This window comes from Streptomyces sp. NPDC050856, assembly GCF_040653855.1.
In the GTDB taxonomy this organism is placed as follows: Bacteria; Actinomycetota; Actinomycetes; order Streptomycetales; family Streptomycetaceae; genus Streptomyces.
In genome coordinates, this window is record NZ_JBFAGV010000004.1 from 177,263 (window position 1) to 190,698 (window position 13,436).

At 73.9% G+C, this 13,436-nt stretch carries 7 protein-coding genes and 1 pseudogene; 6 read left to right on the plus strand and 2 right to left on the minus strand.

Annotated elements, in window-relative coordinates:
• Positions 1-7: 7 nt before the first annotated feature.
• Entirely contained in the window at positions 8-2,938 is a 2,931-nt protein-coding gene (locus AB0H53_RS05600; protein WP_362107639.1) for an FAD-binding and (Fe-S)-binding domain-containing protein, read from the plus strand.
• A gap of 257 nt (positions 2,939-3,195) precedes the next feature.
• A complete protein-coding gene (locus AB0H53_RS05605) occupies positions 3,196-4,632 on the plus strand; it encodes a Gfo/Idh/MocA family oxidoreductase (RefSeq protein WP_362107641.1) in 1,437 nt (478 codons plus the stop codon).
• Positions 4,633-4,803: 171 nt separating this feature from the next.
• Here the strand turns inward: AB0H53_RS05605 and AB0H53_RS05610 are convergent.
• Positions 4,804-4,974, minus strand: a pseudogene (locus AB0H53_RS05610) (peptide-N4-asparagine amidase); the annotation flags it as partial.
• Between the two features lie 425 nt (positions 4,975-5,399).
• Between AB0H53_RS05610 and AB0H53_RS05615 the strand changes: the two are divergent.
• Positions 5,400-7,235 carry an ABC transporter ATP-binding protein gene (locus AB0H53_RS05615; RefSeq protein ID WP_362107644.1) on the plus strand — a complete coding sequence of 612 codons (1,836 nt, stop codon included), beginning with the start codon at positions 5,400-5,402 and terminating at the stop codon, positions 7,233-7,235.
• Positions 7,232-9,013 (plus strand): ABC transporter ATP-binding protein, encoded by a 1,782-nt coding sequence (locus AB0H53_RS05620; RefSeq protein WP_362107646.1) that lies wholly within the window; start codon positions 7,232-7,234, stop codon positions 9,011-9,013. The genes AB0H53_RS05615 and AB0H53_RS05620 overlap by 4 nt, the downstream gene beginning before the upstream one ends.
• Positions 9,014-9,091: 78 nt before the next feature.
• Here the strand turns inward: AB0H53_RS05620 and AB0H53_RS05625 are convergent, their stop codons facing one another.
• Positions 9,092-9,883 carry a metal-dependent hydrolase gene (locus tag AB0H53_RS05625; protein WP_362107649.1) on the minus strand — a complete coding sequence of 264 codons (792 nt, stop codon included), beginning with the start codon at positions 9,881-9,883 and terminating at the stop codon, positions 9,092-9,094.
• 123 nt (positions 9,884-10,006) lie between these two features.
• On the opposite strand from AB0H53_RS05625, the gene AB0H53_RS05630 reads away from it, so the two are divergent.
• Both AB0H53_RS05630 and AB0H53_RS05635 read left to right on the plus strand, forming a co-directional pair.
• A complete protein-coding gene (locus AB0H53_RS05630; protein ID WP_362107652.1) occupies positions 10,007-12,520 on the plus strand; it encodes a DUF3516 domain-containing protein in 2,514 nt (837 codons plus the stop codon).
• Between the two features lie 16 nt (positions 12,521-12,536).
• Positions 12,537-13,403 (plus strand): acyl-CoA thioesterase II, encoded by an 867-nt coding sequence (locus AB0H53_RS05635; protein ID WP_362107655.1) that lies wholly within the window; start codon positions 12,537-12,539, stop codon positions 13,401-13,403.
• Positions 13,404-13,436 lie beyond the last annotated feature (33 nt).

Below are 13,436 nucleotides of genomic sequence, written 5' to 3' on the forward strand. Positions count from 1 at the left end.
CCGCGCCATGCCGCTGCTGGAACCGAAACCGGACGCCCTGCGCCCCGGGACGGAACGCGCTCCGGCGCACGACCGGGTGCCCGACCTGCTGGCGCACGGCTCACCCAGCGGCCTGCGCGACGAGCTGACCGCCCTGCTGGGCCCCGGCAAAGTGCTGTGGCACGTCTCCGACCTGGTCAAATACGCCTCGGACGCCAGCCCCTACCGCTTCGTGCCCCAGGTCGTCGTGGTCGCCGAGGACATCGACGACGTCTCCGCCGTACTGTCCTACGCCCGGGGCAAGGGCCGCGAGGTGGTCTTCCGGGCCGCCGGGACGAGCCTCAACGGCCAGGCGCAGGGCGAGGACATCCTGGTGGACGTGCGCCGGCACTGGGCCGGTGTGGAGGTCCTCGACGGAGGCGCCCGGGCCCGTGTCCGCCCCGGCACGACCATCGCCCGGGCCAACGCCGCCCTCGCCCGCTACGGCCGGGTGCTGGGCCCCGACCCGGCCAGCGCGATCGCCTGCACCGTCGGCGGGGTCGTCGCCAACAACGCCTCCGGCATGACGGCCGGCACGGAGCGCAACGCGTACCGCACGGTCTCCTCGCTGACCTTCGTCCTGCCGTCCGGCACGGTCGTCGACACCGGGGATCCCGACGCGGGCATGACGCTGGCGCACGCCGAGCCCCGGCTGTGCGCCGAGCTCCTCGCCCTCAGGGCGGAGATCGCGGCCGACACCGCGCTGACCGACAGGATCCGCGCCAAGTACCGGATCAAGAACACCAACGGCTACCGGCTGGACGCCTTCCTGGACGGCAGGACGCCCGTGGAGATCCTGCGCGGACTGATGGTCGGCTCCCAGGGCACCCTCGGCTTCATCTCCGAGGTCGTCCTCGACACCCTCCCGCTGCACCGCCAGGTGTCCACCGCCCTGCTCTTCTTCCCCTCCCTGCCGGCGGCGGCCGCCGCCGTGCCCCTGTTCACCGAGGCCGGGGCCGTCGCCGTCGAGCTGATGGACGGCAACACGCTGCGCGCCTCGGTACGGGTCGAAGGGGTGCCCGCCGACTGGGCGCGGCTGCCCCGGGACACCACCGCCCTGCTGGTGGAGTTCCGGGCGCCGGACGCGGCCGCCCTGGCGGCCTGCGAACGGGCCGCCGCACGGGTGGTGTCCGCGCTGGACCTGGTCGCGCCGGTCCCGTCGGTCACCAACACCTTCTCCCGGGACGCCCGGACGATCGGCGGTCACTGGAAGGCCCGCAGGGCCTTCGTCGCCGCGGCAGGCGGTGGCCGCCCGCCCGGTACCACACTGATCACCGAGGACTTCGCCGTACCGCCCGCCCGGCTGGCCGAGGCCTGCGAGGCCCTGCTCGCCCTCCAGGCGCGGCACGGCTTCGACGCCGCCGTCGCCGGCCACGCCGCCCACGGCAACCTCCACTTCCTGCTGGCCTTCGACGCGGCCGACCCCGCCGAGGTGGACCGCTACGCCGCCTTCATGGGCGAGTTCTGCGAGCTGACCGTCGAGCGGTTCGACGGCTCCCTCAAGGCCGAACACGCCACCGGCCGCAACATCGCGCCGTTCCTCGAACTGGAGTGGGGCCCCAGGGCCACCGAGCTGATGTGGCGCGTCAAGCGGGCCGTCGACCCCGACGGCGTACTGGCCCCGCGGGTCGTCCTGGACCGCGACCCGCACGCCCACCTGCGCGGTCTGAAGACCGTCCCCACCGTCGAGCCGATCGCCGACCCGTGCATCGAGTGCGGCTTCTGCGAACCGACCTGCCCCAGCCAGGACCTGACGACCACCCCCCGCCAGCGCATCGTGCTGCGCCGCGAGATGACCCGGCAGAGCGCCGGTTCACCCGTCGAGGACCAGCTCGTCGCCGCGTACGGCTACGACGCCGTGGACACCTGCGCGGGCGACTCCACCTGCGCCCTGGCCTGCCCCGTCGGCATCGACACCGGCGCGCTGATGCGCTCCCTGCGCCACCGCCGGCACTCGGCGCGCGAGGAACGGCTGGCGGCCCTGGCGGCCAGGCACTTCCGGACCGTCGAGCGGGCGGCCCGGCTCGCGGTGGCCATCGGCGACCGGGCCGGGGACCGGCTGACGGCCTCGGTGACCGGCCTGCTGCGCGGAGCGGTACGGCCCGACCTGGTGCCCCAGTGGCTGCCCCTGCTCCCCGGCGCGGCCCGCGCCGGGCTGCCCCGCACCGAGCGGTCCCGCGCGAGCGCCGTCTACTACCCGGCCTGCGTCAACCGGATCTTCGGCGAACCGGCCGGGACCGGCGGGCCCTCCCTGCCGCAGGCCGTGGTCGCACTGGCCGCGCGGGCCGGCAGGCCGGTGTGGATCCCCGACGACGTGACGGGCACCTGCTGCGCCACCATCTGGCACTCCAAGGGGTACGAGGCGGGCAACCGGCTGATGGCCGAGCGGATCGTCGAAGCCGCCTGGGGCTGGACGGCGGGCGGCCGGCTGCCCCTGGTCGTGGACGCCTCCTCGTGCGCGCTGGGCATCGCCCGGGAAGTCGTGCCCCACCTCGGCGAACGCACCCGGGAACTGCACGCCGGACTCACGGTGGTGGACTCCGTCGTCTGGGCCGCGGACCAGTTGCTTCCGCACCTGACGGTGACGCACCGGGCGGCCTCGGCGGTCGTGCACCCCACCTGCTCCATGCGGCACCTGCGCGACGAGGACCGCCTGACGGCCCTCGCGGAGGCGTGCGCCGAGGAGGTCCTCGTACCGGAGGACGCCGGCTGCTGCGCCTTCGCCGGCGACCGGGGCCTGCTGCACCCCGAGCTGACGGAGTCGGCCACGGCCCGCGAGGCGGCCGAGGTGGCGCACCGGTCGTTCGACGCCTACCTGTCGGCGAACCGGATGTGCGAGATCGGCATGACCCACGCGACCGGACGGCCCTACCGCTCGGTCCTCCTGGAACTGGAGCGCGCGACGCGGTCGTCCCGCTGAGGGCCGGTTCGCCGCCGGGGCGCGCTTCACGCGCGCGGGAGGCGCCCCCCTCCCGGCGCCCGCGCGCCCCTCGGCTCACGCCCCCTTCCTTCCGGGGCTCGGGCTCCCGGGGGCCGTGTGGTGCGGGGCCGTCGCCGGGGAGTCCATGTGTCCGGACGCGGAGTCCAAACGGCCCCCTTGCGTGCCTCCGGCCCCAGCGGCCAGGGTCCTAGCCGGAATTCACGGACCAGCCGTGCACACCACGTACTGGAGGTTCGATGAACGAGGCAGTACCCGGGAACGCGGACTCCGCCGGGGACCCCGCCGGTTCACCCAGCCGGCGCTCGGTCCTGCGGACGACGGCGGGCATGGCGGGCGTCGCGGGCATGGCGGGCGCGCTGGGCGGACTGGGAAGCGGCACCGCGGCCGCCGCCGACAGCGCCGCCGCGAGCGCGGCTCCCCCGCGCCGGGGACGCACCATGGCGGGCGTCCCCTTCGAGCGGCGCGGCACCGTCCGGATGGGAATCATCGGACTCGGCAACCGCGGGGCCGGCATGATCGGCCTGTTCCTCGCCGTGCCCGGCGTACGGGTGGTCGCCGTCTGCGACCCCGTCAGGGCCAAGGCGGAGGCGGCCGCCGCCGAGGTCGCCCGGGCGGGGCAGCCGTCGCCGGCCGTGTACGCGAACGGTGAGCACGACTACGCGAACCTCTGCGCGCGCGGTGACCTCGACTTCGTGTACGTGGCCACTCCCTGGGACGTCCATTTCGAGATGGCGAGGACGGCGCTGCTGAACGGCAAGCACGTCGGCGTGGAGTGTCCCGTCGCGATGCGCCTGGACGAACTGTGGGAGCTCGTCGACCTCTCCGAGCGCACCCGGCGCCACTGCATGCAACTGGAGAACTGCTGTTACGGCAGGAACGAGATGCGGGTACTGCGCATGGCGCACGCCGGGAAGTTCGGCGAGCTGCTGCACGCCGCCGGAGCGTACAACCACGACCTGCGGGAGCTGCTGTTCTCGCCCACCTACTACGAGGGCCCCTGGCGCAGGCTGTGGCACACCCGGCTGCGCGGTGACCTCTACCCCAACCACGGCTTCGGACCGGTCGCCAACTACCTGGACGTCAACCGGGGCGACCGGGTGGTCAGCATCAGCAGCTTCGGCACGCCCGCGCTCGGGTTGGCCGAGTACCGACAGGCCCATGTGCCGACCGGTGACCCCAGTTGGAAGGAGACGTACATCGGGAGCGACCGCACCATCAGCATGGTGCGGACGGCGAAGGGACGGGTGATCCGGCTGGAGCACGACGTGTCGACGCCGCACCCCTACAGCAGGATCAACAGCCTGGGCGGCACCAGGGGCGTCTTCGAGGACTACCCGGCGCGCATATACCTGGAGCCCGACCACCGTGACCACCAGTGGGGCGACTTCTCGGCGTACGCGGCGGAGTTCGACCACTGGCTGTGGAAGGAGCACGCCGATCCGCCCGGCGGACACGGCGGTATGGACTACATCATGGTGTACCGGCTGACGCAGTGCATGAGGCTCGGTCTGGTCCCCGACTTCGACGTGTACGACGCGGCCACCTGGACGGCCCCCGTGCCCCTCAGCCACATCTCGGTCAAGGCCAAGGGCGCGCCGGTGCCGATACCCGACTTCACCCGGGGCGAGTGGCGGCAGGCGCGGTCCGGGGTGGACTCGGCCAGGCCGGAGTGAGACGCGCGGGGCCCGGCTTGTGCGTACCGCCGGGCCCCGCGCCCGCCCCGTCCGTCCCGCGCCGGCTCGGGGGCGCCGGCTCAGCAGCGCGGCGGTCCTCCGGCACGGTGCCCTGGACGGTCCGCGGGCTCCGGTCGTAGCAGCCCGCCGGGCCGTGCCGCCGGCAGCGGTGCTCCGCCGGTCGCCGCAGCCCTTGGGGGGCGCGCAGGTCCCCCGGTACGGGGTGGAGTCGCGGAACCGCGCCTCGGAGACGGTCACCCGGCAGGAGCGGGTTCCGGAGGGCCGGGTGACGGGCGGGGCGGCGGTGACCGGGTCGTGCCAGTCGGTGCCGAACTCCGCCGGGGGCACGGGCGGCCGGGGCGTGGCCCGGGCGGCGGCCCGGGCGGCGGGGGGCACGGCGCTGGCCGGGGCCGTCCCGAACAGCGCGGTGACGCCCGGGAGCAGGCCCACTGAGCACGGTCATGATGTCGCGTTGTCCCATGGGCCCGGAGTGAAGCGCGGGTCGGAGCGCTCCGCCGGGGTGGCGGTCCGGCCATGGCGGGTTCCGCACGGTGGAAGGCGTCGGGGCGGCGCGCGGCCGGGGGCGGGGGCCGATTCGGGGCGGCGCCGGCCGGTTCGCGGCCGGGAGCGGGAAATTCGATTGCCCCGGCCGGGGCCGGGCGGCGAACCTTGCACGGCCTCCCCTTCCCGACGCGCGCCCGTCCGACGCGACGCGTGCACGTCCGCCCGTCCGCCGTCCGTCCGTCCGCCCTAGGCCCTGGGACGTCATGAAGATCCAGCAACTTCCGTACGCCGACCCCGGCGAACCCGACGCCCGCTCGGGCGCCCGTTTCCTGTTCTGGCTGGGCCGCAACCAGCTCGGCGGTCAGCTCAAGGCGGTGGGCTGGGGCCTGCTGAACCAACTGGGCATCGCCGGGCTCCCGCTGGGCGTGGGCCTGGCGGTGCAGGCCGTGGTGGACGGCTCGGGCCGCCGGCTGGCGCTGGCCGGGGTCCTGATCGCGCTCCTCGGCGGGGCGATCGCGCTGGGCGACACGATGCTGCACCGCGCCGCCGTCACCAACTGGATCACCGCCGCCGCCCGCGTCCAGCAGTTGCTGGCCCGCAAGGCCACCGAGCTCGGGTCGTTGCTGACCCGGCGGGTGGCGGCCGGTGAGGTCGTCGCCGTCTCCACCGGTGACGTCGAGAGGATCGGCTGGTTCCTGGAGGCGCTGTCCCGGTTCGCCGCCGCGGCGGCCACGCTGGTGGTGGTCTGCGTCGGCGTGGTGGTGTACCAGCCGGCGCTGGGCACGGTGGTCGCCGTCGGCGTTCCGGTGCTGGCCCTGGCCGTACTGCCGCTGCTGCCCCCGGCCACCCGCCGCGCCGACGTCCAGCGGGAGAAGGCCGGCCGGGCCACCGAACTCGCCTCCGACACGGTCGCCGGGCTGCGGGTGCTGCGGGGCATCGGCGGTGAGGAGCTGTTCCTCGCGCGCTACCGCGAGGCGTCCCAGGAGGTGCGCGGCGCGGCGGTGCGCAGCGCCCGTATGTGGGCGCTGATCTCGGCGATCCAGGTGATGCTGCCAGGGCTGCTGCTGATCGGTGTGGTGCTGTACGGGGCGCGGCTCGCCCTCGGCGGGCGGATCGCGGTCGGGGAACTGGTCGCCGTCTACAGCGCGGTGGCGCTGACCCACTACCCGCTGCGGGAGTTCCAGGAGATCGCCATGGCGTACTCCTTCTCGCGGCCCGCGGCGAAGCGCGCGGCGCGGGTGCTGGCGCTGAGCCGCACGGCACCGGCCGCCACCACGACGACGCCGTCGGCCCCACCGGTGCCCGCCGCGGCCGACGCCGGCCCGCACGGCGGGCGGCGGCCGGGCGGCGACCTGTACGACCCGGTCACCGGGCTGCTCGCACCGCACGGCCGGTTCACCGCCGTCGTGTGCGGGGACCCCGACGCGGCCGGGCGGCTGGCCGACCGGCTCGGCGGGCACCCGGCCGGCGAAGGCGACACCGGCCGGGCGTCCGTCCTGCTCGGCGGGGTGCCGCTGGACGCACTGCCGCTGGCGGAGGCCCGCGCCGCCGTGCTCGTCCAGGACAAGGACCCGGTCCTGCTCTCCGGCACCCTGCGGGAGCTGCTGGACGTGCCGTCGTCCGGCGCGGTGGCCACCGCCGACGCGCTGGCGGCGGCGCGGTGCGGCGATGTGCTGGACGCGCTCGCCCGGGCGTCGGCCGACACCGGTGGTGACCCGATGCGCACCCGGATCACCGAGCGCGGCCGGTCGCTGTCCGGGGGCCAGCGACAGCGCCTGGCACTGGCCCGTTCGCTGGTCACCGATCCCGGGGTGCTGGTTCTGGACGAGCCGACGTCGGCGGTGGACTCGCACACCGAGGCGCGGGTGGCGGCGGGTGTCCGGCGGCTGCGCCGGGGCCGGACGACGGTGGTGTTCTCCTCGTCGCCGCTGCTGCTGGACCTGGCCGACCGGGTGGCGCTGGTGCACGAGGGCCGGGTGGTGGCGGTCGGCACTCACCGGGAGCTGCTGGACACCGAGCCCCGGTACCGCGCGGTGGTCACCCGCGAGACCGACGAGGAAGCGCTGCTGGGCAGCATGGACGTCGAGGAGTCCGCATGATCGGCACAGCGCCGCCGGAGCACGATCCGGCCGCCCCGCACACCACGACGGCACTGCCCGTGGCCGCCGCCCCCACCGTACGGGCGTACGTGGTGGAGCTGCTGCGCCGGCACCGATCGGCGTTCGTCCTGCTCGTCGTGGTCAACGCGGTCGCGGTGATCGCCTCGATGGCCGGTCCCCACCTGCTCGGCTCGCTGGTCGACCGGCTCGCGCACGGGGCGGGCGGGCTGCGGCTGGAGTGGACGGTCGGGCTGTTCGCGGTCGCCGTGCTGGTGCAGGCCCTCTTCGTACGGCTGGTGCGGCTGCGCGGGGCGACGCTGGGTGAGGAGATGCTGGCCGATCTGCGCGAGGACTTCCTCGTCCGGGCCGTGCGGCTGCCGCCCGGTGTGCTGGAACGGGCGGGAACCGGCGACCTGCTCTCCCGGATCACCACCGATGTCGACCGGCTGGCCAACGCGATGCGGGAGGCCGTGCCGCAGCTCGCCATCGGGGTGGTGTGGGTGGCCCTGCTGATCGGCGGGCTCGTGGTGACCGCGCCGCCGCTCGCGCTCGCCGTCGTGGTGGCCGCGCCCCCGCTGATCGCGGGCTGCCGCTGGTACTTCAGGCGCGCCCCCTCGGCGTACCGCTCGGAGGCCGCCGGGTACGCCGCGGTCGCCGCCGCGCTCGCCGAGACCGTGGACGCGGGCCGCACGGTCGAGGTCCACCGGCTCGGGGCCCGGCGCGTCGCGCTGTCCGACCGGCGGATCAAGGAGTGGACGGAGTGGGAACGCTACACACTCCGGCTGCGCTCGGTCCTCTTCCCCGTCACCGACCTCACGCACACCGCGGTCCTGGGCGCGGTACTGATGATCGGCGGGGTGTGCGTCCTGGAGGGCTGGATGGACGTCGGGGAGCTGACGACCGGTGCGCTGCTGGCGCAGATGCTGGTGGAACCGGTGGGGATCATCCTGCGCTGGTACGACGAGCTCCAGGTCGCCCAGGTCTCCCTGGCCCGGCTCGTGGGCGTCCGGGAGATCGAGCCCGACGCCGGGGACCCGGCGGTACGGCCCGAGGGGCGCGTGGTGCGGGCGGACGAGGTCCGCTTCGGCTACCGGGAGGGCGTCGACGTGCTGCACCGGGTGTCGGTGGACGTCGCGCCGGGCACGCGGCTCGCGCTGGTCGGCCCGTCGGGCGCGGGCAAGTCGACACTGGGCCGGCTGCTGGCGGGGATCTACGCACCGCGCACCGGGCGGATCACGCTGGGCGGCGCCGAGCTGTCCCGGATGCCCGCCGAGCGGATCCGCGCGCACGTGGCCCTGGTCAACCAGGAGCACCACGTCTTCGTCGGCACTCTCCGGGACAACCTGCTGCTGGCCAGGTCCGGCGCCGGCGACACCGACCTGTGGGCCGCGCTGTCGGCGGTCGACGCGGACGGCTGGGCGCGGGCGCTGGACGACGGGCTGGACACCGAGGTGGGCTCGGGCGCCCGGACGCTCACCCCGGCCCAGGCCCAGCAGGTCGCGCTGGCCCGGCTGGTGCTGGCCGACCCGCACACCCTGGTGCTGGACGAGGCGACGTCGCTGCTGGACCCGCGGGCCGCCCGGCACCTGGAACGGTCCCTGGCCCGGGTGCTGGAGGGCCGCACGGTGGTGGCCATCGCGCACCGGCTGCACACCGCGCACGACGCGGACCTGATCGCGGTCGTCGAGGACGGCCGGGTCAGCGAGCTGGGCAGCCACGACGACCTGGTCGCGGCGGACGGCGCGTACGCGGCGCTGTGGCGCTCCTGGCACGGCTGAGGCGCCCGGGGGCCGGCCGGCGCGCGGGCGCCACCGGCCCGCCGGTCCCCTCCGGCGGGCAGCTGCCCCGGACGGCGTTCAGATGAGGTTCAGGGCTGCGGCCCCGCCCACCCCGCCCAGCAGCATGAAGGCCGGCATCAGCACCTTCAGCTCCACCCAGCTGCCGGCCCGGAACCGCATGAAGGCCGGCGGCCCCACCGGGTACCAGCGCTTGCGCCCGACCGGGATCGGCCACAGGATCGGGCAGCCCGAGACGGTCAGCGCGTCACCGATGTCGTGGACCAGGGCGCCCAGCACGATGGGCAGGCCCAGCCACAGGTACTCCTGGCCGGGGCCGGTGGACAGCCAGTCCGAGCCGTTGCCCGGCTGGTCCAGCACCCCCGCCAGGATCCACGCGCTGGTGGCGCCCAGCAGCCACACCAGCACGTCGCTGGAGACCCGGGCGGCCCGCCACAGCAGGCCCTCCACGGCGAGCACCAGGTGGACGAAGAGGATCGCCAGGACCGCCCACCGGCCGCCGGTGACCGCCGCCAGGGACGAGCCGGCGCCGATGAGGACGGCCCACAGCCAGGTGTGCGTCAGCGTGCGGTGCCCGCCGTTCCGGCGCGGGTCGCCCTGCTTCTTCGTGGCCTTGTAGACCGCGTACGAGAGCTTGTCGACGACTTCGCACAGCCGGCGCGAGAAGGGTCCGAAGGCCCGCGAGATGGTCGCCGAGCGGTGGTCGAGGTCGGGCGCCAGCGCCGCGCCCGCGCAGATCAGCGCCCCGACGACGAGCACGGGCCAGGGCATCGGACGCCCGGCCGCGGCGGTCGCGGCCCCCACCCCCAGCCAGGCGGCCGCCCCGGACAGTGAGTGTGCCGGTCCCATCATGTGCGTGTCCCGCCCCGTTTGCTCTTGTGGTGTTGCCCCGTTGACGGCTCAGCGTAGCGTTCTGTGATCTTCGTATGAACGGCCGGTTCCCTCCTCCGGGCGGAAGCCAGGCAAGATGGGGGCGTGACCCTTATCGATCAGCTGCCGCCGGATGCCGACCCCGATGCCCTCTTCGAGGCCTTCTCGTCATGGGCCGAGGGCCAGGGCATCACGCTCTACCCGGCTCAGGAGGAGGCGCTGATCGAGGTGGTCTCCGGGGCCAATGTGATCCTCTCCACCCCGACCGGATCCGGGAAGAGCCTGGTGGCGGCCGGTGCCCACTTCACGGCCCTGGCCCACGACCAGGTGACCTTCTACACCGCGCCGATCAAGGCGCTGGTGTCGGAGAAGTTCTTCGACCTGTGCAAGCTCTTCGGCACCGAGAACGTCGGCATGCTGACCGGCGACGCGTCGGTGAACGCCGACGCCCCCGTCATCTGCTGCACGGCGGAGGTGCTGGCGTCGATCGCCCTCCGCGACGGCCGCGCCGCCGACGTCGGCCAGGTGGTGATGGACGAGTTCCACTTCTACGCCGAGCCGGACCGCGGCTGGGCCTGGCAGATCCCGCTGCTGGAGCTGCCGCAGGCACAGTTCGTCCTGATGTCGGCGACGCTCGGTGACGTCTCGATGTTCGAGGAGGACCTGACCCGCCGCACCGGCCGGCCCACCTCCGTGGTCCGCTCGGCGACGCGGCCGGTCCCGCTGTCCTACGAGTACCGGCTCACCCCCATCACGGAGACGCTGACCGAGCTGCTGGAGACCAAGCAGGCGCCGGTCTACATCGTCCACTTCACCCAGGCGCAGGCCGTCGAGCGCGCGCAGTCGCTGATGAGCATCAACATGTGCTCGCGCGAGGAGAAGGACCGGATCGCCGAGCTGATCGGCAACTTCCGCTTCACCACCAAGTTCGGCCAGAACCTCTCCCGGTACGTCCGGCACGGCATCGGCGTGCACCACGCGGGCATGCTGCCCAAGTACCGGCGCCTGGTGGAGAAGCTGGCCCAGGCGGGCCTGCTGAAAGTGATCTGCGGTACGGACACCCTCGGCGTCGGGGTCAACGTCCCCATCCGCACGGTGCTGTTCACCGCGCTGACCAAGTACGACGGCAGCCGGGTGCGCACGCTGCGCGCCCGGGAGTTCCACCAGATCGCCGGCCGGGCCGGCCGGGCCGGGTTCGACACGGCCGGGCTCGTCGTCGCGCAGGCGCCCGAGCACGTCATCGAGAACGAGAAGGCGCTCGCCAAGGCGGGCGACGACCCGAAGAAGCGCCGCAAGGTGGTCCGCAAGAAGGCGCCCGAGGGGTTCGTCGGCTGGACCGAGAACACCTTCGAGAAGCTGATCGCCTCCGAGCCGGAGCCGCTGACCTCCCGTTTCCGGGTCACGCACACCATGCTGCTGTCGGTCATCGCCCGCCCCGGCGACGCCTTCGAGGCGATGCGCCGGCTGCTCGAGGACAACCACGAGCCGCGCCGGGCCCAGCTGCGGCACATCCGCCGGGCCATCGCGATCTACCGTTCGCTGCTGGACGGCGGGGTGGTCGAGCAGCTGGCCGAGCCCGACGCCGAGGGGCGCACGATCCGGCTCACCGTCGACCTCCAGCAGGACTTCGCGCTCAACCAGCCGCTGTCCACGTTCGCGCTGGCGGCGTTCGAGCTGCTGGACCCGGAGTCCCCCTCGTACGCGCTGGACATGGTGTCGGTGGTGGAGTCCACGCTGGACGACCCGCGCCAGATCCTCGCCGCCCAGCAGAACAAGGCGCGCGGCGAGGCGGTCGGCGCGATGAAGGCGGACGGGGTCGAGTACGAGGAGCGGATGGAACGGCTCCAGGACATCACGTACCCCAAGCCGCTGGAAGAGCTGCTGTGGCACGCCTACAACGTGTACAAGAAGTCGCACCCGTGGGTCGGCGACCATCCCGTCTCGCCGAAGTCCGTCATCCGTGACATGTACGAACGGGCGCTGACGTTCACCGAGTTCACCTCCTTCTACGAGCTGGCCCGCACCGAGGGCATCGTGCTGCGCTACCTGGCGGGCGCGTACAAGGCGCTGGACCACACCATCCCGGACGACCTGAAGACCGAGGACCTGGAGGACCTGATCGCCTGGCTCGGCGAGATGGTGCGCCAGGTGGACTCCAGCCTGCTGGACGAGTGGGAGCAGCTTGCCAACCCGGAGGTCGAGACGGCCGAGGAGGCCCAGGAGAAGGCCGACCAGGTCAAGCCGGTCACGGCCAACTCCCGCGCGTTCCGGGTGCTGGTGCGCAACGCGATGTTCCGCCGGGTGGAGCTGGCCGCGCTGGACCAGGTCCGCGAGCTGGGCGAGCTGGACGCCGAGTCCGGGTGGGACGAGGACGCCTGGGCCGAGGCGATGGACAAGTACTGGGACGAGTACGAGGACCTGGGCACCGGTCCGGACGCGCGCGGGCCGAAACTGCTGGCCATCGAGGAGGACCCGCGGCACGGGCTGTGGCGGGTCCGCCAGACCTTCGCCGACCCGAAGGGCGACCACGACTGGGGCATCAGCGCCGAGGTGGACCTGGCCGCCTCCGACGAGGAGGGCCGGGCGGTCGTCCGGGTCACCGACGTCGGCCCGTTCTGACACTGGAGAAAGACGCATGACGAACCCCGCCGAGAGACTCGTCGACCTGCTCGACCTGGAGCAGATCGAGGTCGACATCTTCCGCGGCCAGAGCCCGCAGGAGTCCCTGCAACGGGTCTTCGGCGGCCAGGTCGCCGGCCAGGCCCTGGTCGCGGCCGGCCGGACCACCGGGGACGGCCGGCCGGTGCACTCGCTGCACGCCTACTTCCTGCGCCCGGGCCGGCCCGGGGTGCCGATCGTGTACCAGGTGGAACGGGTCCGCGACGGGCGGTCCTTCACCACGCGCCGGGTGACGGCGATCCAGCAGGGGCGCACGATCTTCAACCTCACGGCGTCCTTCCACCAGCCGGAGGAGGCGGGCTTCGAGCACCAGCTGCCGCCGCGGCTGGACTTCCCGCACCCGGACGCCCTGCCACCGCTCGTGGAGGAGATCCGCGAGCACCTGGGCGAGCTGCCGGAGGCACTGGAGCGCATGGCGCGCCGCCAGCCGTTCGACATCCGCTATGTGGACCGGCTGCGCTGGACCCCGGAGGAGATCGAGGACGCCGATCCGCGCAGCGCGGTGTGGATGCGCGCGGTGGGCCCGTTGGGCGACGACCCGCTGGTGCACACCTGCGCGCTGACGTACGCCTCCGACATGACGCTGCTGGACGCGGTGCGCATCCCCGTCGAGCCGCTGTGGGGCGAGCGGGGCTTCGACATGGCGTCGCTGGACCACGCGATGTGGTTCCACCGGCCGTTCCGCGCGGACGAGTGGTTCCTGTACGACCAGGAGTCCCCGATCGCCAACGGCGGCCGGGGCCTGGCGCGTGGCCGGATCTACGACACCGAGGGCCGGCTGCTGGTATCAGTGGTCCAGGAAGGGCTGTTCCGGCGCCGCTGACCGGTGACGCCGATGTACATCCGACGAGGAGTT